28 protein-coding genes are annotated in these 25,772 nt (G+C 63.1%); 23 read left to right on the plus strand and 5 right to left on the minus strand.

The genetic code is table 11. From position 1 onward, the window contains the following. Positions 1–268, plus strand: a 268-nt coding sequence (locus PQR67_RS12110) for an ATPase, T2SS/T4P/T4SS family (RefSeq protein WP_459251982.1), incomplete at its 5' end; no start/stop codon positions are given. A 2-nt stretch (positions 269–270) separates the two neighbouring features. Further along, positions 271–1,500 (plus strand): type II secretion system inner membrane protein GspF, encoded by a 1,230-nt coding sequence (gene gspF / locus PQR67_RS12115; protein WP_408458797.1) that lies wholly within the window; start codon positions 271–273, stop codon positions 1,498–1,500. A gap of 140 nt (positions 1,501–1,640) precedes the next feature. On the opposite strand, the gene PQR67_RS12120 is transcribed toward gspF, so the two are convergent. Then, positions 1,641–2,060 (minus strand): hypothetical protein, encoded by a 420-nt coding sequence (locus tag PQR67_RS12120; RefSeq protein WP_408458800.1) that lies wholly within the window; start codon positions 2,058–2,060, stop codon positions 1,641–1,643. A gap of 113 nt (positions 2,061–2,173) precedes the next feature. Here PQR67_RS12120 and gspG point away from each other — a divergent pair, with 113 nt between their 5' ends. The 5 genes from gspG (at position 2,174) to PQR67_RS12145 (ending at position 5,719) form a co-directional block, all read left to right on the plus strand. Further along, a complete protein-coding gene (gene gspG / locus PQR67_RS12125) occupies positions 2,174–2,677 on the plus strand; it encodes a type II secretion system major pseudopilin GspG (RefSeq protein WP_408459308.1) in 504 nt (167 codons plus the stop codon). Further along, positions 2,649–3,158 (plus strand): GspH/FimT family pseudopilin, encoded by a 510-nt coding sequence (locus PQR67_RS12130; RefSeq protein ID WP_408458803.1) that lies wholly within the window; start codon positions 2,649–2,651, stop codon positions 3,156–3,158. Before gspG ends, PQR67_RS12130 begins: the two co-directional genes overlap by 29 nt. 73 nt (positions 3,159–3,231) lie before the next feature. After that, positions 3,232–4,653 (plus strand): type II secretion system protein GspL, encoded by a 1,422-nt coding sequence (gspL, locus tag PQR67_RS12135; RefSeq protein ID WP_408458806.1) that lies wholly within the window; start codon positions 3,232–3,234, stop codon positions 4,651–4,653. Further along, positions 4,617–5,129: a type II secretion system protein M gene (locus PQR67_RS12140; RefSeq protein WP_408458809.1), complete on the plus strand. Its 513-nt coding sequence runs from the start codon at positions 4,617–4,619 to the stop codon at positions 5,127–5,129. Before gspL ends, PQR67_RS12140 begins: the two co-directional genes overlap by 37 nt. A 371-nt stretch (positions 5,130–5,500) precedes the next feature. Further along, on the plus strand, positions 5,501–5,719 hold the full coding sequence (locus PQR67_RS12145) for a type II toxin-antitoxin system prevent-host-death family antitoxin (protein ID WP_408458812.1): 219 nt from the start codon (positions 5,501–5,503) through the stop codon (positions 5,717–5,719). A 38-nt stretch (positions 5,720–5,757) separates the two neighbouring features. Here PQR67_RS12145 and gspK read toward each other — a convergent pair whose 3' ends face one another. Then, positions 5,758–6,750 carry a type II secretion system minor pseudopilin GspK gene (gene gspK / locus PQR67_RS12150; protein ID WP_408458815.1) on the minus strand — a complete coding sequence of 331 codons (993 nt, stop codon included), beginning with the start codon at positions 6,748–6,750 and terminating at the stop codon, positions 5,758–5,760. 291 nt (positions 6,751–7,041) lie between these two features. Between gspK and PQR67_RS12155 the strand changes: the two genes are divergently transcribed. The 12 genes from PQR67_RS12155 (at position 7,042) to PQR67_RS12210 (ending at position 19,442) form a co-directional block, all read left to right on the plus strand. Further along, complete coding sequence (locus PQR67_RS12155) at positions 7,042–8,742, plus strand: ShlB/FhaC/HecB family hemolysin secretion/activation protein (RefSeq protein WP_408458818.1); 1,701 nt, start codon at positions 7,042–7,044, stop codon at positions 8,740–8,742. A gap of 73 nt (positions 8,743–8,815) precedes the next feature. Further along, positions 8,816–10,627, plus strand: coding sequence for a DUF2341 domain-containing protein (locus PQR67_RS12160; protein WP_408458821.1), 1,812 nt, complete (start codon positions 8,816–8,818; stop codon positions 10,625–10,627). Between the two features lie 36 nt (positions 10,628–10,663). Beyond that, entirely contained in the window at positions 10,664–11,074 is a 411-nt protein-coding gene (locus tag PQR67_RS12165; protein ID WP_120344611.1) for an ExbD/TolR family protein, read from the plus strand. A gap of 9 nt (positions 11,075–11,083) precedes the next feature. After that, positions 11,084–11,794: an energy transducer TonB family protein gene (locus PQR67_RS12170; protein WP_408458823.1), complete on the plus strand. Its 711-nt coding sequence runs from the start codon at positions 11,084–11,086 to the stop codon at positions 11,792–11,794. A gap of 138 nt (positions 11,795–11,932) precedes the next feature. Next, positions 11,933–13,759: a putative porin gene (locus PQR67_RS12175; protein WP_408458826.1), complete on the plus strand. Its 1,827-nt coding sequence runs from the start codon at positions 11,933–11,935 to the stop codon at positions 13,757–13,759. Positions 13,760–13,767: 8 nt separating this feature from the next. Then, the gene (locus PQR67_RS12180; protein ID WP_408458829.1) at positions 13,768–14,499 is read left to right on the plus strand and encodes a hypothetical protein; all 732 of its coding nucleotides are present in this window, start codon (positions 13,768–13,770) and stop codon (positions 14,497–14,499) included. Positions 14,500–14,529: 30 nt separating this feature from the next. Then, complete coding sequence (locus tag PQR67_RS12185; RefSeq protein ID WP_408459311.1) at positions 14,530–15,162, plus strand: YbjN domain-containing protein; 633 nt, start codon at positions 14,530–14,532, stop codon at positions 15,160–15,162. Continuing rightward, positions 15,159–15,716, plus strand: coding sequence for a hypothetical protein (locus PQR67_RS12190; RefSeq protein ID WP_408458831.1), 558 nt, complete (start codon positions 15,159–15,161; stop codon positions 15,714–15,716). The genes PQR67_RS12185 and PQR67_RS12190 overlap by 4 nt, the downstream gene beginning before the upstream one ends. A gap of 3 nt (positions 15,717–15,719) precedes the next feature. Continuing rightward, positions 15,720–16,610: a peptidylprolyl isomerase gene (locus tag PQR67_RS12195; RefSeq protein WP_408458834.1), complete on the plus strand. Its 891-nt coding sequence runs from the start codon at positions 15,720–15,722 to the stop codon at positions 16,608–16,610. 25 nt (positions 16,611–16,635) lie between these two features. Then, positions 16,636–17,484 carry a hypothetical protein gene (locus tag PQR67_RS12200; protein ID WP_408458837.1) on the plus strand — a complete coding sequence of 283 codons (849 nt, stop codon included), beginning with the start codon at positions 16,636–16,638 and terminating at the stop codon, positions 17,482–17,484. Then, the gene (locus PQR67_RS12205) at positions 17,481–17,909 is read left to right on the plus strand and encodes a hypothetical protein (protein ID WP_408458840.1); all 429 of its coding nucleotides are present in this window, start codon (positions 17,481–17,483) and stop codon (positions 17,907–17,909) included. The genes PQR67_RS12200 and PQR67_RS12205 overlap by 4 nt, the downstream gene beginning before the upstream one ends. A gap of 111 nt (positions 17,910–18,020) precedes the next feature. After that, a complete protein-coding gene (locus PQR67_RS12210; RefSeq protein ID WP_408458843.1) occupies positions 18,021–19,442 on the plus strand; it encodes a Do family serine endopeptidase in 1,422 nt (473 codons plus the stop codon). A 29-nt stretch (positions 19,443–19,471) separates the two neighbouring features. Here PQR67_RS12210 and PQR67_RS12215 read toward each other — a convergent pair whose 3' ends face one another. Both PQR67_RS12215 and PQR67_RS12220 read right to left on the minus strand, forming a co-directional pair. Then, a complete protein-coding gene (locus PQR67_RS12215; protein ID WP_408458846.1) occupies positions 19,472–20,242 on the minus strand; it encodes a DUF4410 domain-containing protein in 771 nt (256 codons plus the stop codon). A 617-nt stretch (positions 20,243–20,859) separates the two neighbouring features. Further along, complete coding sequence (locus PQR67_RS12220; protein WP_408458848.1) at positions 20,860–21,339, minus strand: hypothetical protein; 480 nt, start codon at positions 21,337–21,339, stop codon at positions 20,860–20,862. Between the two features lie 363 nt (positions 21,340–21,702). Between PQR67_RS12220 and phaP the strand changes: the two genes are divergently transcribed. From phaP to PQR67_RS12240, 4 genes are all read left to right on the plus strand, one after another. Further along, positions 21,703–22,128 carry a TIGR01841 family phasin gene (phaP, locus tag PQR67_RS12225; RefSeq protein ID WP_408294036.1) on the plus strand — a complete coding sequence of 142 codons (426 nt, stop codon included), beginning with the start codon at positions 21,703–21,705 and terminating at the stop codon, positions 22,126–22,128. 75 nt (positions 22,129–22,203) lie between these two features. Next, complete coding sequence (locus PQR67_RS12230) at positions 22,204–22,395, plus strand: hypothetical protein (RefSeq protein ID WP_408458851.1); 192 nt, start codon at positions 22,204–22,206, stop codon at positions 22,393–22,395. Between the two features lie 374 nt (positions 22,396–22,769). Beyond that, positions 22,770–23,219 carry a DUF2844 domain-containing protein gene (locus PQR67_RS12235; RefSeq protein ID WP_408459314.1) on the plus strand — a complete coding sequence of 150 codons (450 nt, stop codon included), beginning with the start codon at positions 22,770–22,772 and terminating at the stop codon, positions 23,217–23,219. A gap of 11 nt (positions 23,220–23,230) precedes the next feature. Then, complete coding sequence (locus tag PQR67_RS12240) at positions 23,231–24,508, plus strand: DUF3443 domain-containing protein (RefSeq protein WP_408458853.1); 1,278 nt, start codon at positions 23,231–23,233, stop codon at positions 24,506–24,508. A gap of 130 nt (positions 24,509–24,638) precedes the next feature. Here PQR67_RS12240 and PQR67_RS12245 read toward each other — a convergent pair whose 3' ends face one another. After that, complete coding sequence (locus tag PQR67_RS12245) at positions 24,639–25,742, minus strand: zinc-binding metallopeptidase family protein (RefSeq protein ID WP_408459317.1); 1,104 nt, start codon at positions 25,740–25,742, stop codon at positions 24,639–24,641. Between the last annotated feature and the right edge of the window lie 30 nt (positions 25,743–25,772).

The following is a 25,772-nucleotide window of genomic DNA, read 5'->3' on the forward strand; positions in this document are numbered from 1 at the left end:
GGTCGAGGAAGATGGCAGCGTGCGCTGGCATCCGGTCGGCTGCGACAAGTGCGGACAGTCGGGTTATGCAGGGCGACGCGGTGTCTACGAACTCCTGTTGATCGACGACGAGATCCGCTCGCTGGTTCACCGCAATGCATCCGATGCGGAAATTCTGGCGTCGGGCCGTGCACAGGGCATGCGTACGCTGCGCGAGGACTCGGACCGCTGGCTGGCGTCGGGGCTGACGTCGCTCGAAGAAGTTGTACGAGTCACCGGAGGAAGCTGATCATGACCGCGTTCCGTTTCGAAGCGATCGACGCCGCAGGCAAGTCGAAGAAAGGCGTGCTGGACGGCGACAGCGCGCGCTCAGTGCGCAGCCAGTTGCGCGCCCAGGGTCTCGTGCCCATGACGGTGGCTACCGCCGCGAGCCATGCAGGCGGCGCCTCCGCGAAAGGCGCGACGGCTTCGGGCGGCTTCGGCCGCAAACTCTCGCAGCGCGAGCAGGCTTTGCTCACGCGGCAACTGGCGAGTCTGCTGGTCGCCGGCTTGCCGCTCGACGAGGCGCTTTCCGTACTGACCGATCAGGCCGAGCGCGATTACCTGCGCAGCCTGCTCGCGGCGATTCGCGGCGAGGTGCTCGGCGGCCACTCGTTTGCGAATGCGCTCGCGCAGCATCCCAAAGACTTTCCGGATATCTATCGCGCGCTGGTGTCGGCGGGTGAGCACACCGGCAAGCTCGGCCTCGTGCTGTCGCGCCTCGCCGATTACATCGAGCAGCGCAATGCGCTCAAGCAGAAGATCGTGCTGGCCTTCACGTATCCCGCGGTTGTCACCGTGGTGGCGTTCGGCATTGTCACGTTCCTGTTGAGCTACGTGGTGCCGCAAGTGGTGAACGTGTTCGCCAGCACCAAGCAGCAGTTGCCGTTTCTCACGGTGCTGATGATGGCGCTGTCCGGTTTCGTGCGGCAATGGTGGTGGGCGGCGTTGATCGCGATTGGCGTGGTGGTGTACCTGGTGCGCTCGATCCTGAAGCAACCGGGTCCGCGCCTCGCGTTCGATCAGTGGATTCTGACCGCGCCGCTCGCGGGCAAACTGGTGCGCGGCTACAACACGGTGCGTTTTGCGAGCACGCTCGGCATTCTGATCGCCGCGGGCGTGCCGATCCTGCGCGCATTGCAGGCAGCCGGTGAAACGCTCAGCAATCGCGCGATGCGCACGCTGGTGGACGACGCGATCGTGCGGGTCCGCGAAGGCACGGCGCTCTCCCGCGCGCTTGGCAATACAAAGACCTTCCCGCCGGTGCTGGTGCATCTGATCCGCTCGGGCGAAGCGACCGGCGACGTGACCACGATGCTCGATCGTGCCGCCGCGGGCGAAGCGTCGGAACTCGAACGCCGCACGATGTTCCTCACCAGCCTGATGGAGCCGTTGCTGATTCTGGCGATGGGCGGCACCGTGCTGGTGATCGTGCTGGCGGTGATGCTGCCGATCATCGAACTGAACAATCTGGTGCATTGATGCATGCCGCTGCTTTGACGCTGATGGGTTGCGATTGCGGGCATGCTTGCGATTGTCGTTGCGGTTGCGGTTGCCGCTACGAGCACAGCGACAACGGCCGTTGTGAACGCGACGACGGCTGCATCCGCAGTATGTGGGACCTAGCGGACAAATGCGCTAGGCGAGTCCACAGCCGGCAGTGCGATCTCACGTCGAACGCCGTTGTGTTCGACGACGATCGAACGGCCATGGACTTCTGCGAGCGTCGCCGACGTACCGATCGCGCCATTCACGCGCACCGCGTGGGCGGCCTCTCCACCCACGCTCACGATAGCCGCGGCGTGATGCGGATCGAACGCGAGAACGCCGAGCAGTTGCACGTCGTCGCGGCGTCCCTGGTCGGGTGCGGCGCCGAACAGCGCGGCGCCGCCGGTGGCGTCGATTGCCGCGCCGGGCTGCGCCTGGGGGGTGGCATGCGGCAGCGGCGTGAGCAGGACATGCGCGGACCATGCGCTGACAGCGGCGAGCAGCGCTGCGCTAGCAACCGTGGCAAGGAGCGTGGGACGGAACGGAAGGCGCATGGTGTCGGCAGCTTGGTGAGTTGGAAGTCCGCATTCCAGCGGGAGCGAACGGCGCGCCACATCGAGAGCACGCGCCTGAGAACCTCATTCTTGAACGCAAAGGTGAATCAATGATGACCGATTCGACAGTGGCGCATACGTACCGCAATATCGAACGCGTGGTGTGCGCAAGGAGCAGCCCCAGAACACGACGCACCCAACGCACCCAGCGCGGTTTCACACTCATCGAAATCATGGTGGTGATTGCGATCCTCGGCATTCTCGCCGCGCTGATCGTGCCGAAGATCATGAGCCGCCCGGACGAAGCACGGCGCGTAGCGGCGAAACAGGATATCGGCGCGGTCATGCAGGCACTCAATCTCTACAAGCTCGACAACGGCCGCTATCCGGCGAACGACCAGGGCCTGCGCGCATTGGTGGAAAAACCCACGACGGATCCGGTGCCGAACAACTGGAAAGCGGGCGGTTATCTCGAACGTCTGCCGAACGATCCGTGGGGCAACCCGTACCAGTACCTGAACCCCGGCGTGCATGGCGACATCGATATATTCAGCTACGGCGCCGACGGTAAAGCAGGAGGAGAGGGCAATGATGCGGATATCGGCTCCTGGCAATGACACGCTGGTCGCGCGGCGTGGCTCGCGGCAACGGGGCTTCACGCTGCTCGAAATGCTGGTGGTGTTGCTGATCGCGGGTCTGCTGCTCGCGGTGGTTGGTCTTGCGCCGACCCGTAATCGCAACACCGATCTGACCGAGGAAGCGCAACGTCTCGCCTCGATGTTCGAGTCGGCACTCGACGAAGCGCAGGTGCGTTCCTCGCCGATTGCGTGGCAACCGGTCGGTGGGGGTTATCGCTTCCTGCGCCGTGCCGCGAACGGCACGTGGCAACCACTCGCGGACAGCGTGCTCGGCGCGCACCGCTGGGAGACCGAGGTCACGGCGGTGACGATCCGCTATGCGGACGGCGCGGCGGTGCAACGCATTGTCTTCGGCGAGGAAAGCATCGACGCGCCGGTGACCGTCACGCTTTATTCAGGCGCGGTACACGTGCGGGTCATCAGTACGGGAATCGGCAGTTTCGGCGTGCGTCGTCCGTGATCCGCGAGCTAATTTTGCAAGGACATATGAAGGTGATGGCCCCAATCACACGAGCCGAATCGAAGAGGCCTGAATGTCGACCGTGATCGTTCTGCTGCCCGCGCGCGACGTGTTCGCCACGCGCGACTGGGACACTTACGCCTTTCCCTTTGCACTGGTGCCACGCAACGGCTATCGCGAGATCGAAACCGGCTTTGCGACGTTGAAGACACTGCCGGGCGCGACCTCGACGATCCTGATCGTTGCGGCGCGCGATACGCTGATGCTCGCTGCGGTGTTGCCGCCCGTGCAAGGTGTGCGCTTGCGGCGGATGTTGCCCAATGTGGTCGAAGAACATCTGATGCAGGATGCGCAGCAGTGCCATTTCGCGATTGCACCGGCGGCGCGTGGCGAAGCGATACGTTGCATCGCGGTGGTGGACCGCGAATGGTTCGGCCTGGTGCTCGACCGGTTCGCTGAAGCGGGGCATCGGCGAGTGCGTGCGGTGCCGCTTGCGCAGTGCCTGCCGGTCCAGCAAGTGGGCGACGGGACAGCACTGATCGACGCGGTGAGCGAACCAGAGGACGAACTGAGTGCCGAACCGGTGGCCGATGCGGAACCGAACGCGATTCCGGCGACGGAAACAGTGCGGGACAACGCGCAAGACGAAGCACTCAAACGCATCACAGCGTTAATCGTGCCGGTCGCGCAGGGCATTCCGGTCGCCGCGGGCGATATCGCGCTGCCGTATGCAGCGGCGCCCGAAACCGAAACCGAAGACAAACGGTTCGAACTCGCGTGGCGACGCGGTGCGTTGGGATTTGGCTTTAGCGTAGGCGCGACCCAACTGGACACAACGTTAAAACACCTCTCGCACGACGCGAAGCTGACCGTCTATCAGCTTCAGTACGACAACGCACCTGTCACGCCCGATGCCGATGCCTCAACGTTAAAAACGCTGTCATGGCAGACGCTGGCGCGCTCGGCAATCGCATGTCGTTTCGATCTGTGCCAGTTCGAATTCGGTTCTTCAGGACGAGGCGGGGCCGCGGCGCGGATACGCCGCTGGCGCATGCCGCTAGCGATCGTCGCCGCCTCAGTGGTCGTGGCGCTCGCGACCGTCAATGTGCAGTGGCTGCGCCTGCGCCACCAACGCGACGCGCTGACCGAAACCATGGCGCAACTGGCTCAAGAGGCGTTGCCGCCGACAACGGTGATGCTCGATCCGCACGCGCAAATGGCTTCGCAACTCGCACGAATGAGGGCTGCGGCAGGTGAATTGCGTGCGGACGATTTTCTGACGCTCAGCGCCGGCGTCGCCCATGCATTGGGGCCGATTCCGGCTGCCTCGATGGTTTCGCTGAATTACAGCGGCGGGGCGCTGGAGGTGTCGTTCAAAACCGGGACCGACGTGGACCGCGATGCCTTCGTGCGCCGTCTCGCGGCGCAAGGTATCGCCGCGCATCTCGAGGAGGGAAAATGGACGCTAAAGCCGTCGCCATCCGGCACGCGCTGACGCAGTGGTGGGAAGCACGCGCCACGCGCGAGAAACAGTTGCTCGGCGCGGGCGCATTGCTTGCCGGCGTTGCCGTGATCTATGGCGTGCTGTGGTCACCCGCATTCGACGGCAGCAAGCGGATGCTCGCGAGCCTGCCGGGTCTCGAAACCGAGGTGGCCGAGGTCGGCATTCAGGCTGACGAAGCGCGCCGTTTGCGGGCGGCCGCCTCTATCGCCGCGCCTTCGGGCGCCGCGCTGCGCGATGCGTTGTCGGCGTCGCTCGACACGGCGGCGTTCGGTCAGGTTCAGCTTGCGGTCCTCGACAAGGCGGTGCAGATCGACGCGAAAGATGTGCCGTTCGGCGCATGGATCGCATGGCTCGACGAAGCGCGAAAGCGTTTTCATGTCCGCGTGGCCAGCGCGCGTGTGACGGGCAACGACAAACCCGGACATGCCGCGGTGTCGGTCACACTCCAGCCGGCCGGTGAACAGTGAAAGATACCGATGCCGCCCACTTTGCGAATGCAATAACGTCGTTATTTCCGATAATAAAAAATGCACCCCTAAGACGATTATTCGTAGGCCGTCGAATATGAACATCCGGTGTTAAAAAGTACGTACTTTTTTAGAGACGATTTTGTTTAAGACCAATAAGGTACGTACCATTTGTCGCTCAACCATAATATTTCGGGGCGCGAAATAAATGTTTTGTTGAAATCGCAAGGATAGGTTGTTAAACATAATCGCCGTCGCTAGAATAGGTCAGACAAATAAATCAAAGGTCTTGACGTGCCGCTGTTCGCGGGCAGGTGCATCTGGCGGTCGCAGAGGGTGCCGGTCAGAAGACCCTCTATAAGGAACCACAGGTGGAGCAATTCTTCTGGCAACAGGCGGTTAGCATGGCCACGCGAGATTTCAGCAGAAATCCATCGCATGCATTGAGAGAGGCGCAAAGCCACCCGGTTATGGTGACCAAATACGGTCAACCGGTTGCCTGCCTCGTTCCGATCGACTACTGGAACGCATTGGTCGATACCCTGCGCGATCGGGATATGTCGGAACGCATTGAACGGCACGTCACCTGAATACTGCCTACTGTCGGGCGGCAAGAATGCGGCCTGCGTCAGCTCGTTAAACGGTGCACCCACACTACCGCGGTCCAACTGAAATCGCCAATGCCATAGCGAGCGATCAGCGTGTCCACGCGTGTGTCGATCCGGTCCGAAACGATCCGGCAATGAACGATGAAATAGCCGCTGTTCACACCCACTAGTGAGCCAGCCGGCAATTGGCCATTCGTGGTGCCCGCGGCCAGCACGGTGGCGATTTCGCCGGTGCTCACGAAATAGGCCGTATTGCGCCGCTCGATCAGCGTCTGCGCCTGGCCTGCCGAGAGGGTCGGAATCGCCGCGGTGAGAACCGGTGCAGTGGCGGTATTTGCATTGACCATGGTGAAGTCGGGCAGCACCGTTACGAGCGGCATTAGCGTTTGCACGGTCCGTGCGTCATAACCTGGAATACGGATCAGATCGTCCACTGTGACAAGCTGCAGCGGCCAGCCATTCGCGCCCGCGCCGTCACCTAACGATTGCAACATGTGCGCGGCGGTCAGTTGCGCGAGACCCGGATTCAAGCCGAGACTGCTGAGTAGGCGCCGGTAGCCTGCTAAACCATCCGCGTTGATCTGGAACGGTGCGCTCGGCCCCGCGCGCGACACCAGGTTCATCAGATTGAATTTCGCCTGTGCGTCTTCCATCTCGCCGGAGATTTTCGCGTGCGCGAGTTCGCCGTTCACAGACAGCACGTTGCGCGGCAGGAAGTCCGCGAGCGCGAGATCCCTCACCGGCAGCGACCAGCGCTGTCCCGCGTACACCACATTCGAAGCGGCAGCCTGTTCGCGCAAGACCTGCCTTGACCACTGCACGGCGGCGCGTTCCACCCACATGGTTTGCGCGGCTACGCGCTGGTTTTCCACGTCGCGCACGGCAACCAGTTCGCGCCATACGAGACCTGCCGCGAGTGTCGCCACCAGGGCCACGATGAGCAGCACGGTGATGATGGCCACGCCGCGTTGTCGCGCCGTGCCGAACCTGTCTGCGCCCCCCGCATTCTTCATGTCGTCCTCGCACGTCCGCGTAGTGCAGATGGTAGGGCGGCGAACGGCGTCTTCGCGTGACAGATGGTGAGTACATTTTTTTCGGCGCGGCCTTACGGAAGCGGGGTATCTGCGAGACGGTCTTCCGGACGCTGAGTGTCCAGTCGCCGGATTTCATCCGATTAGATTCGTTGTACGTATAACCGGTCATAACGTGGACTTTCGACCTTTGTATTGTTCGTGACTTGAAAAATGAGCCGGTCTAGCAAACCCGAATTCAGCCGGCATATCGAATCACGAAGGAGTGGCGCAATGACGCCAAAGATGTACGGGGAAGCACGCATTCGTCGGCGCAGCTGGGTCGGCGTTCTGATGATGGGGGGCATGACGCTGACGGGACCGGCTCACGCACAGTCGGGCGCCGCGTCGGGCGCGCCGCCGGCCGTTGCCGGTACGCAGGCGCCACAGAGCGGGCAGGCCGCGCAGGCCGTGCCATCTGCCGGCGCAGTGCCGAAAACGTTCGACGTGAACGAGTTCATTGTGCGCGGCAACACGACGCTACCGGGTCTGGAAATCGAGAAGGCGGTTTATCCGTTTGAAGGTCCGGGCCGTACGCTCGCTGATGTCAACGCGGCGCGCGATGCATTGCAGAAGGTGTATCAGGACAAGGGCTATCAATCGGTGGTGGTCGAATTGCCGCCGCAGCAGGTGAAGAACGGTGTGATCGTTTTGCAGGTAGTGGAAGCGAAGGTGGGCCGCTTGCGCGTAGACGGCGCGAAGTATTACTCGCCGCTCGAAATACGCGATGCGGTGCCCGCGCTAGCCGAAGGCAGCGTGCCCGATTTCAATCAGGCGCAGCAGCAGTTGACCGATCTGAATCGTTCCGCCGACCGGCAGGTGATCCCCGTTCTCAAACCGGGCGCGCTGCCGCAGACAGTGGACGTGGACCTGAAAGTGGACGATCACAGCCCGTGGCACGGCACGGTCGATCTGAACAACGACAACAGTCCGAACACCTCGTCGCTGCGTACAAGCGTTTCGCTTAGCTATTCGAATCTGTGGCAACTGGGTCATGTGCTGTCGGGCACGTACCTGATCGCGCCGCAGCATCCGCAGGATGCCCGGGTCTACTCGTTCTCCTACCTCGCGCCGATCAAGGATTCGCACTGGAGTTTCCTCGCCACGGTCATCCACTCCGACAGCAATGTCGCGGCGCTCGGCGGCACCAACGTGCTCGGCAAGGGCACCACCTTCGGTTTCACCGCGAGCTACGCACTGCCGTCCAGCGAGACGTACGCGCATACGGTGAGCATCGAGATCGACCGCAAGCATTACGACGAAAACGACACGATCGTCGGCCAGGGCACCAGCTCCGTGCCGCTCACTTACGTGCCGGTCACGTTCTCGTACAACGGCCAGATGAATCTGAAGAATTCACAGACCTCGTTCGCGGTGGCGCTGACAACCAATATCCGCGGTATCGGCAGCGACTGGAACTCATACGACAACAAACGCTACAACGCGACGCCCGACTTCGTGTACGGCAAGTTCGACCTCAACCATACGCAGAATTTCGATCACGACATTCAGGCCAACGCGCACGTGAGCGCGCAACTGGCGAATTCGCCGCTGGTGTCGAGCGAACAGTTCGCGGCAGGCGGCATGAATAGCGTGCGCGGCTACATGCAGGCGGAAGACACGGCTGACAGCGGGGTGATCGGTTCGCTCGAGTTGAGAAGCCCGTCGATCTCGAAGTACTTGGGCGGTGTGTTGTCGAGCAACGTGAATGAATGGCGCTTCCACATGTTCGTCGATGCCGCGCATCTGTGGCTGCTGAGTCCGCTGCCGGAGCAGACGGCGCGTTTCAACCTGCTGTCGGTCGGCGTCGGTACGCGCGTGCAGTTGCTCAAGTATGCGAGCGCCGATTTCGAAGCCGGTTGGCCGTTGAAGGCGGGCATCTACACGAAGCAGTACAGCCCGCGCTTCGATTTCTACGTGCGGGTGGGCTTCTGATGCATCACGCGCGCCACCTTGACCCAATTTCAAATCTCTTGTGCCGGCTGTTGCAGTCGGTTTTTCGGGGAGTATGACTGTGAAGCGAGCCTTGTTCCTTTTAATTTCGGCCATGACGGTGCTGCTCGGCTGCGTGCCGGGCGTCGCCAACGCGTGGTGGCAGAACGACTGGTCGTATCGCAAGGCGATCACGATCGACACCAGCCCGAAGGGCGCGAACCTGACGGAATCGGCCGGCCGCGTGCCGCTGCTGATTCGCCTGCATTCGGGTAACTTCCAGTTCGACGGCTTGCAGGATAACGGCGCGGATATCCGCTTCGTGGCCGCCGACGACAAGACCCCGCTCAACTACCAGATCGAGCAGTACGACGCCGTGCTCGGCGTCGCGCTGGTATGGATCGACATCACGCAGATGCCGGCCGGTGCTGCACAGAGCATCTGGATGTACTACGGCAACAAGAAAGCGCCCGACGGCAGCAAGCCGGCGGAGACCTTCGACGCCGACTACACGCTGGTGTATCACTTCAACGGCGCGGCAGGCACGCCGCCGAAGGATTCGACCGCGTACGGCAACAACGCGCAAAACGCACCGGCACGGATTGCCGAGGACGGCATCATCGGCCGTGCGGCGCAATTCAACGGGGCGAGTCCGCTGAACCTGCCGGCGAGCCCGTCGCTGAATCTGGGCGCGGGCGGCAGCTTTACTTTCAGTGCCTGGGTGAAACCTGCAGCGCTTGCGGCGAACACGCTGGTGTATAGCCGCCGCGACGGCGCCAATGCATTGCTGATCGGTCTGGACAACGGTGTGCCGTTCGTCGAAGTGGACGGTGGCGCAGCGCCGCTGCGTACGCCCGCCGTGCCCGCGGTCGCGGCGAATCAGTGGAGCGAACTCGCGGTCACTGCCGACGGCAAGAACGTCACGCTCTACGTTGGCGGCAAGCAGGTCGCGCAGATCGCCGCTGCGTTGCCCGCGCTTACCAGCGCCGCGGCGATTGGCGGCGAGGTGGTGAACGCGCCTGCCGGTTTTGCCGGCTTCAACGGCGAGATGGATGAACTGCGTCTGTCCAAGGTTGCGCGCCCGGCAAACCTGATCGCGCTCGACGTGCTCTCGCAAGGCGCCGAATCGAAACTCTTTACCTACGGTGCGGATGAAAAGCAGTCGGGCTTCGGCTTTGGCTACTTCGGCGTGATCGTCAAGTCCGTCACGGTGGACGCGTGGGTGGTGATCGGCATTCTGATGCTGATGGCCGTGACCTCGTGGGTAGTGATGTGGACCAAGGCGTCATACGTCGGCACGGTCGACAAAGCCAACGGATTTTTTGTGCAGCGCTTCCGCGAAGTGGCGGGGCGCCACCTGGTCGGTCTCGCGCATACCGACGAGCGCAGTGAGGAAGGTCAGCGCCTGCGCAACTCGTCGCTGTACCGGCTGTATCGCGCGGGCGTCGCCGAAATTCACAGCCGTGTGGACGGTCATGGCCGCACGCTGATTACGGCCGAGTCGATCGAGGCGATTCGCGCCTCGATGGATGCCACGCTCGTGCGCGAGAACCAACGGCTGTCGAAGTCGATGGTGCTGCTCACCATCGCCATTTCCGGTGGTCCTTTCCTCGGGCTGCTCGGCACGGTGGTCGGCGTGATGATTACGTTCGCCGCCATCGCGGCGGCCGGCGACGTCAACGTGAACGCAATCGCGCCGGGTATCGCGGCCGCGCTGCTGGCCACCGTCACCGGCCTGTTCGTCGCGATTCCCGCGCTGTTTGGCTACAACTACCTGCTGATCCGCAACAAGAACGTCACGGCCAACATGCAGGTGTTCGTCGACGAATTCGTGACCCGTCTCGCGGAAGCCCATCGCAGCGCCGACCATTCGCTGGCCGCCGAGTAACCCGCAGCGTAGCCCGCAAAACAGGAGAAACGCGCCATGCAGGTTCAGGACGACGACAAGCCCTACGACGACATCAACATCACGCCGATGCTCGATCTCGCGTACGTACTGCTGATCATTTTCATCATCATGACCACGGCGTCGGTGCAGGGCATCAAGGTGGATTTGCCGAAGGCGAGCTCCGCGGCGAGTCTCGCGAAACCGAAGACCAAGGCCATCACGGTATCGGACACGGGGCAGATTTATCTGGACGCGTATCCGGTCTCGATGAGCGAACTGGAAGACCGTTTGCGCACGCAGAAAGCGCTGACGCCGGAGTTTCCGATCGTCCTCAAGGGCGACTCGGCGGTCGCCTACCAGAAGGTGATGGATGTGCTCGACCTGTTGCGCCGTCTCGATCTCTCGCAGGTGGGACTGGTGACCGGCAAAGCTCACCAGGGCGGGTAGAGGCCGGCCATGGAAACAACCTATACCAACGGGCCCGGCGGCTCCGGCAACGGACCGGGGCGCTTCGTCAAGCCGGTGCTGCTCGTGCTGATCGCGGCGGGGCTGGTGGCGCTCATCTGGCATTTCGCGAGCGATACCGCGGGTGTCAAACGGGCGGAGGCGCCGCAGGTGACGACCGTGATTCCGTTGCCGCCGCCTCCGCCACCGCCGCCCAAGGAGAAACCGCCGCCTGAGAAGGTGCAGGAAGACGTCAAGACGCCGGTGGAGAAACCCACCGAAGCGCCGAAGCCGGCGGAAGCGCCCAAGCCTTCGGACAACCAGCCGAAGCAGATGACGATGGACGCACCGGCCCAGGCCGGCACGGACAACTTCGGCATCAGCGCCGGCGACGGCAGCGGCATGGCGGGCAGCGGCGGAGGCGGCAGCTTCGGTAACGCCACTTACCGGCAATACATCGGCTACCTGCTGCAAGGCGCGGTGGAACGGGACAAACAGGTGCAGGCGTCGGGCGGGGGCTCGCGCTTCAACGTGAACCTGAACATCTGGATGGACCCGGATGGACGCATTACGAAGGTAGCGATTGCCCAGTCGACCGGCGACAGCAAGCTCGACGACGCGGTGGTCGGCGCGGTCCAGACGCTCGGCAAGGTGGACCAGGCACCGCCGCCGCGAAGCGCTTATCCGGTCCTGGTGAAGTTGCACGGACGCTCGCCGGGTTGAAACGAATACGAAGGTAGACGACAACAGCAGGCAACGAACGCAACGAACGCAACACCTGACACGAGATCACAAAGCCGGTTCGCCCACGGGGGTGGGGCGGACTGTGCTGCAAAAACGCACGTTATGTGGAGAACGGGAATGTCTATTCAGACGGCACGAAGCGGCCGCGGTCGGCGCGCGAGCATGGATCAGTTGCGCCGCTCGCGCATGAGTTTGGCGGTATTGGCGTCATTGGGCCTTGGCCTTGCCATCAGCACGGGGGCCCACGCACAGTCGCTCGAAACGCAGGCAGCGACCGCCAAAGCCGCGCCGACAGAAAGCACGGTGATCAACCTGATCAATCTGCTGGTGAAGCGCGGCGTGCTCACGCAGGCCAACGCGAACGAGCTGATCAACCAGGCGCAGAGCGAAGCGTCCCAGGCGAGAGCCGCGAATGCAGCGAACGCGAGCGGGGCGCGCGGCGGCGTAGCAGTGGTGAACGCGCCGACCCAGCCAGGCGACGTTGCCGTACCCTACGTGCCGCAAGTGGTGCGAGATCAGATTCGCGATCAGGTCAAGCAGGAGGTCATCGCGCAGGCGAAGTCGGAGAACTGGGCGCAGCCCAACACGTTCCCCGACTGGGTGTCGCGAATCAAGATCGACGGCGACGTGCGGGTGCGCGACGAGTACCACTTCTACTCGCCGAACAACGCGACGGGGCAGACCAACTTCGCGCAGATCAACCAGAACGGCGGGTACGACATCAACCCGAACACCAATACCGCGCTGCCGCCATCGCTGAACACCACGCAGAACCGCAATAATCTCGAGCGCTACCGTGCACGCCTTGGCGTGACAGCGCTGCTGTCGGACCAGTTCACCGCCGGCATCCAGCTCGCAAGCGGCAACGACAGCGGGCCGGTGTCGACCACCGCGACCGCGGGCGGCGGCTTCGCGAAGAAGGACATCTGGCTGAACAAGGTCTACATCAACTATCAGCCGACCGCGTGGCTCAACGTCACCGCGGGCCGTTTCGACAATCCGTTCTTCACGTCCGACCTGCTGTTCTCGAACGACCTCGAGATGGACGGTCTGGCCGCGAGCTTCCGGCGTGCGTTGCCGGCCAACCAGGACGTGACGCTGTTTGGCACGTTGGGCGTGTTCCCGATCCAGTACACGAGCGAGAGCTTCCCGTCGAATAGTCTCTCCAAATCGGGCACGGACATGAAATGGATGTTCGGCGCGCAGGTGGGCGCCGAATGGAAGATCAATACGCAGAACCGCGTGAAGGGCGCACTGGCGTATTACGACTACCAGAACATGCGCGGCACGCTGTCCACGCCGTGCGCGCTGTATCTGGGCCAGACGAGCTGCAGCACGGACAACGAGGCACCGGCCTTCATTCAGGGCGGCAATACGCTGGTCGCGCTGCGTAACATCGCGCAGAACCCCAACGTTGCGCCGGGTTTCACGGCTGATCCGCAGTTGTTTGGCCTCGCGTTCAATTACCGCCTGTTCGACGTGAAAGCGCAGTGGGATACCGTGGTGGCGAACCGCGTGAAGCTGCGCCTGGATGGCGAATACGTACGCAACCTGGCGTACAACGAGAACAAGGCGTTCACTGCGGCGACCCTGCCGGTGAACAACTACAACTCGAATTCGGTGAATGTGTCGCAGTCGGATTTCAGAAGCGGTCCGAACGGCTTCCTGGCGAAGGCGACCGTCGGCGAGCCAGAGCCGAAGAACAAGGGCGACTGGAACTTCTCGATCGCCTACAAGTACCTGCAACCCGACGCGACGCTCGACGCCTTCACCGATCCGGATTTTCATCTGGGCGGCACCAATGCGAAGGGCTACATTCTTGCGACCTCCTATGCGGTGGCACGCGATACGTGGCTGTCGGCGCGTTATCTGAGCGCGCGTGAAGTGTACGGGCCGCCGGTGTCGATCGACGTGCTGCAAATCGAACTCAACGCGCGCTTCTGAGGCTGCATATGAAAAAGCCCAATGCTCTGAGCGCGCGCCGGCTGACGGTGCTGCGCGAACCGGTTATCGCTGTATCGGCGTTGCTGTGCGTGTTGTTGAGCGCGCCGGGTCCGGCCTGTGCGCAAAGTATCGAAGACAAGTTGCGCACCCAGTTGCGTTCGACCACGCAGGATCTGCGGCAGTTGCAGGACACACAGGCGCAGTTGCAAGCCGACAAGACCACTGCCGAGCAACAGCGCGACAAGGCCCTCGCCGATCTGAAACAGGCGCAGACCGAACTCGCCGCCGCGAAGGGCAAGTCGGGCGCCGATGTAGCGGCCGAGCGGGCCTTGTCGGCCGAGAAAACCAGTCATGCGCAGGACGCGCAGCAACTCCAGAAGTCGCGCACCGAGTATCAGAATCTGCTTGCCACCACACGCTCGCATGATGCAGACCGTACGCAGATGCAGGCCGAGCTCAAAGCCCGCGAGGCGCAGCTTCAGCGTTGCGAGGCGCAAAACGCGGAGTTGGATCAGGTCGGTCATGACATTCTCGATGCCTATGAGCATGTCGGTTTCGGCACGATCTTCAAATCGCGTGAGCCGTTCGCACAGAGCACACGCGTGAAATACGACGACATTGCGCAGCGTTACGGCGATGCACTGCATGCCGGCCGTTTCAATCCCGCCGCCATGCCGGCGAGGGCTTCGTCCGATCCTGCAGCGGCACCTCCCGCTGCCGCTGCGAAGCAAGCAAATTAAGAATCCTGAATAACCGATACGGATGACATGATGAGCACACTAGACAAATCCAGCGAAGTGAACGTCAATCAACACGCCGCACAGGGAGTCACGCCGGACCTGATCGATTCGATTGGCGTCGAGCAACTCGCCGACGTGCTCAAGTCGGCGGGCTATCGCGTCACGGCCGCCGAACAGAACGGTGTCATGCAACTGATGAGCGCGAGCCAGGGCGTGGGCTTTGTGGTGCGCTTCGGCAATGGTGTGCAGCCGGGTGTTGCGCTGGCGGCTGACGGCACGCCGGTGTACATCGACTACACACTGAGTTGCGCGATGCAGGTGCAAGGTGACCTGCCGGCGGATCTGGTCGCCAGTTGGAACCGCACCAAGCGCTTTGCGCGGCTCGCGGCACATGGACAATTTCTGCTGCTCGAAATGGACGTGGTGGTGGCGGGCGGCGTGAGCATGCGTCATCTGCTGTCGACTATCGAGTTGTGGGACCGGCTGATTCAGGAATTCTTGCTGCATCTGCGCAACCGGCCGGCAATGGCCGCCGCCGAAGATGCGGCGCGCGCCCAGGCAGCGGGCGAATCCAGCGGACGCGACGCGTCGGGTGGGCTCCAGGGCGTGCAATCCGAGCAATCGCCGAGCGTTTCGGCCGACGGCAAGGCGACGCTGCAGTGACGCGCGAACACCGCAAGCGCCACGGGTTGCGCGCGCTCGGTGCGGCGCTGCTCGCTCTGTTCGGTGCGGGGGCGCATGCCCAGTCGCAGCAGCCGGTGCCGGCCGCGCAGGCACCGCAGGCATGGGTCGCGTACGCTCACCAGGTGTCGCAACAGTTTCAGCACGCGCTTGAAGGGGAGAGCCCCGAGGCCCAGCGGTTTCATGCGTTCTTCGAACAACGCGCCGCGTCCGACGGCCACGTCGCCGATATGCCACCCGTGCTGAGCGTCAAGGCGTGGTTCGATGCAGGCGGGCACGTCGTACGGGTGGTGTTCACGCCGCTCGGCAACGAGCAGGCTGACGCCGACCTGCGCACCTTGCTGCTCGAACAAAGCGCCGGGATACCGCCGCGTGGAATGCGGCAACCGCTGGTGGTGTGTCTTCATCTCTCGGACACGTCGGCAGGAGAAGTGCTGAACGGACGCCCCGGACGCCCCGGACAGCAGGAACAACTGGAACAACCCGGTCACGGCGCGGTGGCGCTTGCCGCGCGCCGGCCCGATTCGCAGGAGTAGCACATGAAACGATTCCTGATGCTCGCGGGCGCGTGCGCGCTCAGCGCGCCTTTGCTTGTGTCCGCACAGAGCGCGGTCGTCGCGAGCGCCGGTCAGACTTCGGTCACGCAGGCGCAAATGACCACCTTGCTCAAGTCGCTCGATGCCGCGACCCGGGAGCGTCTCGCCGCCGATCCGGCGAGCCTCGATCAGCTCGTGCGCGCGCGGCTCGCGCAATCGGTGGTGGTTGCCGAAGTCAAGGCCAAGGGTTGGGACCAGCAGCCGGAAGTCAGGCAGATGGTCGAGCAGGCCGAGCGTGATACGTTGATGCGAAGCTATCTGGCTTCGGTTGCGACGCCGCCCGCCGATTATCCTTCGGATGCCGAAATTCAGACCGCGTACGATCAGAATCGCGCCGTTTTTGGCACACCGCGCGCGCTTCATTTTGCGCAGATCTATATTGCGGTTCCACCCGGTGCCGATGCCGCAACGCGTACCAAGGCACGTAAGCAGGCCGACATGCTCGCGCGCCAGGCTCATGCGAGCGGGGCCGATTTCGCCGCGCTGGCGGCGGCGAATTCGCAGGACAAGCCCAGCGCGAGTCAGGGAGGCGACATGGGTTTCGTACCGGAGAGTGTGCTCCTGCCGGAAATCCGCAAGGCGGCCGAGTCGATGAAACCGGGAGACGTCTCCGCACCGATCGAAACGACGGCCGGCTTTCACGTGGTGAAGCTCGTCGACACCCGGGCCGCCGGCGTGCGTCCGCTGGCCGATGTCAAGGATCAACTGCGCGCGATGCTGCGCCGGCAGCGCACTCAGCAGAACATCCAGGCGTATCTGGCGAAGCAGGTCGGTCCGGACACGGTCGCCATCAATGAAGATGCGTTGAAAAAAGCGCTCACCGCCGCGCAATAAGCGCGACCGGCATAGGACGGAGACCGTGGATAAAGGCTGGCATCCGCTCGATGAGCGCTACGTCGAAGCTTACGGCGCTCACGCGCGGACCACAGAGGCGGAGGCGGTGGCGGTGCAGCCGGCCGCGACGCCCAATCCGCGCTGCCCGCTGTGTCTTGCCGAGCTGGTGTTTACGCATCGGCGGCGTGGTGGATATCGGTACTACCGGCATCTCGAGAGCGCCGACGATGCGCGATGTCCGCTCTCCACGCCGAGTTACGATCCGGCCGGGCTGGCGGTGAACGCGAGCGTAGGCGTTGACGTGAACGCAAGCGCGAACCCAGGCGCGAACCCAAGCGGCTCAGCACAGGGAGCAGCCGGCGCGCTCCATCGCGAGCGCTTTCTGCAGCATTGGCAGCGTCATTACCGGATCGCACGGCACGCGGCGCCGTCCTTGACGCTGGAGCGCTTCGCCCGCCTGATCGAATACGCCGACGTGGTGGATCTGTGGCGCTATCCGGCATTCGATGAACGCGATGCGCCTTATGTGCTGCTGGCATTGGCGGGCTTCATCAGCGTCCACGACCGCGACGAGCGGGCGCGTATCCGCATCTGGTTCGACGGCAGCGTCCGCGATGTAGGCGATCTTTGGCATGAGGAACGGCGCGTGCCGCCGGGGCTGTTCAGAGTGACGTATCGGGAGCCGCTGCACACGCCGTTTCCGACCTCGGCGGATATTCTGTTCTGGGAGCCGGTGGAACGCATTGAACGACTCGCGGATTGCGTCGCGCCCCGCTTGCGGCAGACGCAGATCAGAATGTTCAACCGGTTTATCGACGGCTATGAGCGTGAGCGGAGCAGGCGCGGCGAACAGACCCCCGGAGCGGAGGAATGATGCGCGAGGCGAGCGGCATACACAGTGAAATGCGCAGTGAAATACACAGTGAAGCGTACGGTGAAATGCGCGCGAGGTTCGTGATGATGGCGGCGGCCTGTCTGCTGCCCTGCGGGCTCGCCTTCGCGCAGGTGTCGCCGGCTTCGCCGTCAGCGGGGTTGGCTTCGAAACGCGTGTGTGTCGATGTGGAGGTCGGGGGCGAGCGGACTCTCTCATACGATTGCCTGAGCCAGCAGCTTACGCCCACCACGCCGCCCGATGCACCCGCTTCGCAGAGCGCGGCGCAGGCGCTGGCTAATGGCCCCTCCAACCGGGTCGGCACGTTCAACCTGTCGGCCGAGCGCAACCGGTTTGGTGCGAACTGGGGCAAGTCGATCACGCCGCAACGGCCGCAACCGCTGCCGGCAGTGCCGGTCGGACGCTAGGGCGGGAGCGAATGTGAAGTGGTGCAGCAAGTCTTATCTGGAACTGCGGCTGTAGGCCGTGCCGGCAGCGCGCAGTAACTGACACAACGATCGACTATCGCCGGACTTCATATGACGGACAGCTTACGCAACGCGCGGCGGGTGATCCGATGGGCTTTACCTCTGTTCGGGTTGGCGCTGGCGGGTGCCGCGACGGTGAGCTTCGCCGGTTCGCAGGAGACATTCACGGCCGGCGAGCCGGGCGCGACGCAACTGGCGGTGCCGAATTTCGCCGTGCTCGTGCGGCGCTATGGACCGGCGGTGGTCAACATCAGCGTGACGCGCGAAGTGACGCAGATGGGCGTGCAACTTCCGCCAGGTATCGCGCCGGGCAATCCGCTCGCGCCATTCCTTGCGCGCCGCGTGATTGGCAATCGGGAAGAGGTGAGTCTGGGATCAGGATTCATTGTCAGCGCGGACGGCTATATCCTGACCAACCGCCATGTGATCGGCGATGCCAGTGTGGTCGACGTGAAGCTGACCGACAAGCGCGAATTCAAGGGCAAGGTGATCGGCAGCGATGCGCTATCGGACGTAGCACTCCTGAAGGTCGACGCCGACAACCTGCCGGTTGTGGTAACCGGCCATCCGGAGCGCACCAGCGTGGGCGACTGGGTGATGGCGATCGGCTCGCCGTACGGGTTCGCGAATACGGTTACCGCCGGCATCGTCAGCGCGAAATCCCGTTCACTGCCGGGCGAGGCATACATTCCGTTTATTCAGACCGATGTGCCGATCAACCCGGGCAACTCGGGCGGCCCGCTCTTCGACCTCGATGGACGGGTGATCGCAATCAATTCGCTGATCTACTCGAAGACGGGGAGCTACCAGGGGCTGTCGTTCGCGATTCCGATCGACGTCGCGCTGAACGTCAAGGAGCAATTGCTGAAGACCGGCCGCGTCAGCCGTGGCCGTCTAGGGGTGGCCGTGCAGGAAGTCAGCCAGTCGCTCGCGCAGTCATTTGGGCTCGCGAGGCCGGATGGCGCGCTGATCAGTATGGTCGAGGCGGGTGGTCCGGCCGAGTTGGCGGGGCTCCGTGCGGGCGATGTGGTGCAGGCTGTCAACGGCGTGGAGATCGGCGACTCGGCGGATCTGCTGACAACGGTGGCGAAGATCCGGCCTGGCCAGAAAGTGAACCTGCTGGTGTGGCGTTCGCGGGCCACGGTGCCGGTCGAGGTCACGGTGGGCGAACTCGACAGCAACGGTTCGCCCGTCATCGCACCCAGGCCCGCGCGGCTCGGGGTGACGGTGCGCCCGCTGACGCCGCAGGAGCAACAGAGTCTCGGCGTCGATCATGGCTTGCTGGTTCAGCAGGTGAGCAGCACGGGGACGCGTACCGGTTTAAAGGCCGGCGACATCGTGCTGTCAGTCAACGAGACACCGGTGACGACCATCGACGAAATGGCCGAGCAGATCCGTCAGGCGCGCGGCAGCGTTGCATTGCTGATCCAGCGCGGTGCGTCGCGGCTTTATCTGCCGGTCAGTTTGAGCTAGGCGGCCGCGACGCTGCGAGCAGGCCTGGTTTAGCCCTTGATGTGTTCCGTCGAGAGCCACCCACCGCTGACACCGATCTGCGCCACCTGTTTGGCCACGGCGTCGGCCAGACGCGTGGCGTCGGCTGAAACAGCGGTCTTCTTCGTTTCAGATACGCCGTGCAGGGCGCCGCTCACCGCCGCGGAGGTCGCGATGCTGCCAACCGCCGCGCCTACGCCCGCGGTTTCGGCCATGCCGGGTGCCTTACCGCTGTCACCCGTGGCAGTGAAGCTCTGCACCAGCCGCGCGGTGCCGCCGGCCGGTTTGTACAGAATCTGCACGGAACTGCTCACCTCGCTCTTGCCGGCGCCGAGGCCGATCAGCACGCGGCGGCGGCGATTGCCTGCGTCGATCGTCTCGAAGCTGCCTTGCACGAGCAGGACGTTCTGGTCGGCGGGCGCGGGAATGTCCGAGCGAATCGCGCGCAGCCCCATCGATTGCAATTGATGCACGATTTCGTTGGCGACCTGCTCACGCACGGCGATCGCGTCGGCGGATTGTTTTTGCGCGGTGGACGAGCCGTCGAATTGCGATTTCAATTTTTTCAGAATGCCGCCGTTGTCCAGTTTCACCTGATCCGGATTGCTGTCGAAGGTATAGACATAAATATTGTCCGGGCGCACTTGCGGCTCTGCGCTGTTCTGGGTGGCGTTGTTGATGCTGCCGCCGGCGCAGCCGGTCAGGAGCGCGCTGCCGCAGACCATGGCAACGCATGCAAAACGAGCGGCATTCTTTTTGAGGAAACTCACTGAAGTCAACATGTTCATCCTGTCGTCGGCACCCGGTGCCGTTGTGTTCGAACGCCTCTTTCGATGATCGGGCAACCGTGTGATCGTTGATCATCGGGAGCGCATTCGCACATAAAACACCCTTGATCTCATGCGTCTTTTTTCGTACGCACCGGCAGCGAAACGAAGTATGGGCGAGTCACTTCCCGAACTCCATTCAACAATTATTTCGCGCGATGTCACCGCGAAATACAGTGAATCACGGCGAAACATGCAGCCGTGATGCGGGTTCAGGAGGGGGTGAAAGCGACGGTGGCGAGGGCTTCAGTTCAAGGCGAGCTTGATGATGCAAAACAGGACGAAGACGAGCAGAGCGGCGGCGACGGCCATATTCAGCGGGTAGCGCATTGTTCACCAGACACGAGCGTTGCGGTGCTCTAATCCTAATCACCTGACGGAAGATGAGAAGTGGGCAGAGTGGCGGCTATGTGCGAAAGCCAACGCAGCGCATCGAACGGCTGCGCGGGTTTCTGGCGGAAGCGTTTCCAGCTGATTTTGTGTCAGGACGAATGGCACGGGACGCGCGGCATGCATGCTGTCCCGTGCGGCGTTCGAACGTGTGATGCTTCGGCGGCGTGGTGTGCCGCGCTTTATTGCACCGCCGGCGGGGTGCCCGCCGGTATGCCGCGCGGCGACTTGTTCGCCGCGACGAGGTCTTCCGACAGACTGGTGCGCAGCGTTGCAATGGCCTGGTCGGGATTGGCGGGTTTCAACTGCTCACGGGCCAGCGAGTCGTACACGTAGTGGCGCAGCATCGGATCCTGCGTCTTGGTCAACACCTCGTGATACACGGCTACGATCTCGCCTTCGTGCCCGCTCATTGCATAGAGGCGGCGCAACTGTTCCAGATCGTTGATCACCGCGAAACCGGGGTGCATGGGTCCGTGTTGCTGCCAGTGCGGTCCACCCGGTCCACCCCGGCCGCCCGGTCCGGGAGGGCCGTCGCCGCGCTGCGGTTCTCCCTGCGCGAGAGCCGGTGGCGGCAGCGCGCCCGCTTCCTGTGCCAGCGCGCCAGTCGCGGCCACGGTTAACACGGCGGCCAGTGCCGCGCTGATCCATTCTTTTGTCATGATCTCGCTCCCATCGAGACAGTGCCGGCACGGCAGTGCGCCAGCACATCGGCAACGATAGTCGAGATGGCGTTTCGTAGGGTTACCGAGGCCGCGTCGTAACTTACGGGGCCTTGCATGTCTTGTGACCTTGTTGTGACCGAACCGTGAAACGGTCCGCCCGTGGGACGTGTGACGCCAGGGTGTGCCCGCTGGCGCAATGCGGCCGGATAGCGCATGATTGACCCAATGTGCCGTCCGACCCCAGATGCAGCTAGCCTGAGCGGGAAGTGCGGCGCACACGACGCCACGGGTGCATAGCCGGAACAACCCATCGCGGTGATGCACCGCGGGCGAGTATTCAATCGTTAAGGAGGATTTCGCATGGACCGACCTGACGCCGCCAATCCGTTTGGCGATTTCACCAAAATGCTGGAGCAGTTCAAGCTTCCCGGCTTCGACGTACCCGCCATCATGGAAGCGCGACGCAAGGACGTGGAAGCGCTGGTTCAGGCGAATCAGACTGCTTTCCAGGGCATGCAGTCGCTCGCGCAAAAACAGACCGAGATGCTGCGCACCACGCTGGGCGAACTGCAGTCGCTCACGGGCCAGTTGTCGGCCGGCGGCGCCGCGCCTCCGGCGAAGGCGGCCGAGTTGATCCAGCAAAGCCTGCATAAGTCGCTCGCCGACATGCAGCAGTTGGCGCAAGCCGCGTATCAGACGCAAGCTGAGTCGTATGCGGTGATCGCAAAACGCGTGGAAGAAAACGTGCAGGAGCTCAAGTCGCTCTTGCAGCAGCAGAAAAAGTAACGGACGCGCTCGCGTCGAATCGCTCGATCCGGATTTAGCGCGACGCGTAGATGTCGACATGAAGCACCCGGTGCCGTGGATGACCTTCAGGTTATCCACGGCATTTTTTTTGCCGCCTTGAATCCTGCGGATGCCGATGCGCATATCCGCTCACGCAACGTGCTCGCCCCGCGTTTTTTTCGTCACACAAAAGCAGCCGGCACGCGCCTCAATGATCAGATGAAACAGGCCGCTCGACGCGAATTATTCAGCGTTCGCTTACATTGATCGCCTCATGCGACACGCATTGATATTTTTCTTCTGTGGCCCTGTTATTTTTTGCGTGTGTTCGCTTTAAACGGGCTGCCCCGGAAAAATAGGCGTCTGAGCGCCGTCCCTTGGCGATCCCGTCTTCACAGATCAAACAGATTCGACCGGAAGGTCGCCAGCAGAAGGTTTAAATCATCGCGCAAACGATTGCCGCGCCGCTTCGCGGTGCCTAAAGTTTCGCGCCGCCACTCCGTAGACGCATTCACGCAACCCAACCGGTGTGAATGCAATACCGGCACCGCCGGTCTGGAGTGCGCCCCTGAATTTCCGTTCGGGATCGGCTCACCTGCCGCTCGCGAGCGTTTCACCTCGAAGGAAATCTCTTGAAACCGATGCTCTCTACCAGCATTGCTCGCGCAATGCTCGGGGCCGGCTGCGTGCTGTCGTTTGCCGCGCACGCTACGCTCGGCCAGAACGTCAGCACTGTCGACAGCGATCAGATGCGCCTTCGCGCAGTGGCTCATACGGCGACTACACAAAGCGCGTATTCGGTACACCTGATTACGATGCCGTCCGGCACGCAGGTGCGCGAGTACGTTGCGCCCAACGGCATCGTCTTCGGTGTCGCGTGGGAAGGGCCGACGCTGCCGGATCTGAAGTCCATGCTGGGCGCGTCGTTCGACCAGTACGTCGCCGCCACCGCAACCCGCCGCGGCACGCCGCTCGCGGTGTCCAGCAACGACCTGGTCGTCTACTCCGGCGGTCATCTGCGCGCGTTCGCCGGCCATGCCTATCTGCCGCAAGCGGTGCCCGCGGGCGTCGATGTCGGCGTCATTCAATAACGGAGCGGATCATGCGTCATACGTCTTCGTTTGTGACCTTGTTGTGCGCGGCACTGCTCGCGTTGCTCGTCAGTGCCTGCGGCGGCGGAGGCGGCGGCTCCAGCGGTTCTGGCGCGTCCGCGAATTCGAGCGGCACGACGAGCCTTGCGGCCGGTCCCACCGTTACCAATACTTCGCCGGCGCCGCAAGTGATTGCCGCCAATGCCGTGCGCGTGACGGTCGACTCCGGCGTGAGCAACGTGCCGAACATGCCGTTCGTCAGCATCACGATTTGCGCGCCCGGCACCAGCCAGTGCCAGACCATCGATCACGTTCTGGTGGATACCGGGTCGTGGGGCGTGCGTGTGTTCGCCTCGCAATTGCCCGCTTCGATGGCGCTGCCGCAACAGAAGGACGGCTCGGGCAATCTGGTTGCCGAATGCATGCAGTTCTTCGACGGCTACACGTGGGGTTCGGTGAAGCTCGCCGACCTGCAGATCGCCGGCGAAAAAGCGGCCTCGTTGCCGATCCAGGTGATCGATCCGAACTACGCGTCCTTGCCCTCGGATTGCGCGACGTTCGGTGCGTCGCGCAACACGCCGGGCGCGTTGCAGGCCAACGGCATTCTGGGGATCGGCGTGTTCAAGCATGACTGCGGCGCGAACTGTGTGCAGCAGGCGGTGACCGGTACGTATTACGGTTGCAACAGCACGCCCTGCCAGGCGATTCCGCTCGCCGAAGCGCTGCAGGTCGCCAACCCGATTCCGTATTTCGCGACCGACAATAACGGCTCGATGTTGAGCCTGCCCATGGTGTCGGGCGGCGCGCAGACGGTGAGCGGGCAACTGGTGTTCGGCATCGGCACGCAGAGCAACAATTCGCTAGGCAGCGCACAGGTGATCGGCGTGAGTCCGTCGAACGGCACGTTCACGACGGCGCAGAACGGCACGACGTATTCGAGCAGTATTCTGGATAGCGGCTCGACGGGCCTGTTCTTCCAGACCAGTGCCATGCCGGCCTGCGCGAGCCCCAACAACGCGTACTACTGCCCGGTGTCGACCCAGGCGTTGAGCGCGATGATTCAGGGGGTGAACGGCACGACCAGCACGGTGAACTTCAGCGTCGGCAATGCCAACACGATTTCGCAGACGTACAGCGGCGATTCGGCGTTGCCGCTGCTGGCGGGTCCGGCCTTTGTGAAGTCGCCGGTTTTCGACTGGGGCCTGCCATTCTTCTACGGCCGTAATGTGTATGCCGCCGTCGAGCAACAGACGACGCCTGGCGGGGCGGGGCCTTATGTTGCTTATTGAGGTTGCCTGCTGAGGTTACGTACCGAGGTTGCCCACCGAGGTCACCCACTGAGGTTGCCTACGGAACTCGCGTATTGAGCGACGGGCGACAGCCAGGTTTGGCGCCGTTGGGAACAAGCCCGCTGCCGGTTTATTCGGCGGCGGGCTTTTTTGTGGCTTGCCGAAGCGGCGTTTTATCGCCGGCCGCGGCAATCACCCGATGGACGAAGCGCAGCTTGTCCACCACCGGCGAGGCCAGCGTGAACGGATAACCGTCGGGCATGCCGAGACTGCGGTTCAGACTGTTCAACGCATACGTGAGCGGGAACCAGCGCTTCATCAGATTCTCGAAGCTCGCGTCTTCCACGGGCGTGCGGTCGGTCAGCGTCGGCTCGCTCGGGTCGTCGGGCAACAGGGCGAGGCCGTACGAGGTCGACGTATCCAGCACGTCGACGATCAGCAGGTAGTGCGCCCACGTCTCGGCCCAATCTTCCCAGGGATGCATCGTTGCATAGGCGCTGATGTACGAGGCCTGCCATTCCGCCGGTGCGCCATCGCGGTAGTAGGCCGTCAGCGCCTCGCTGTAATCGGCGCGTTCGTCGCCGAACAGCTTGCGGTAGGGCGCGAGCCGGCGCGGATCGTTTTCCACCAGCTGGCTGAAGTAGTAGTGGCCTGTCTCGTGGCGGAAGTGGCCGAGCAGCGTACGATAGGGCTCGCCCATCGCGCTGCGCACCTTTTCGCGGTAGGCGTCGTCGGCTTCGGCGATGTTCAGGGTGATGAGACCGTTGTCGTGGCCGGTCATGACCGGCGAACCGTCGTCGCCGTCCTCGAGGAATTCGAACGCCAGGCCATGCTCCGGGTCGGTCTGATCGGACCGGACTTCGAGGCCGAGCGCGGCGAGTGTGTACAGCAGACGTCGCTTCGCCATCTCCAGCCGGTACCAGTAGAGCCGGTTGTCCGGCACGCTCAGATTCGGAATCGTGCGCGTGAGCTGGCAGGCACGGCACAGCGTGTCGGGCGAGTCGGCGGGGATCATCCAGTTGCAGACGTTTTCGACCGCGTAGTTGTGGCACTGCCGGAACAGCGCGCCCTCGGCACGGGGATGCAGACTACGCCAGAGCCCTTCACCGGCTTCTTCGAAGCTGCTGATTTCAGCCAGTTCAGGCACATATCCGAGCAAGGACTCGCACCGTTCGCATCGGACGTTCTCGTAGAACACGAGGTGCGTGCAGCGATTGCAGTGGAAGGTTCTCATCGATCGGGCCAGGTGGTGGGTGACGGTGAA

It is taken from the genome of Paraburkholderia fungorum (assembly GCF_046026025.1).
Taxonomy (GTDB): Bacteria; Pseudomonadota; Gammaproteobacteria; order Burkholderiales; family Burkholderiaceae; genus Paraburkholderia; species Paraburkholderia fungorum_E.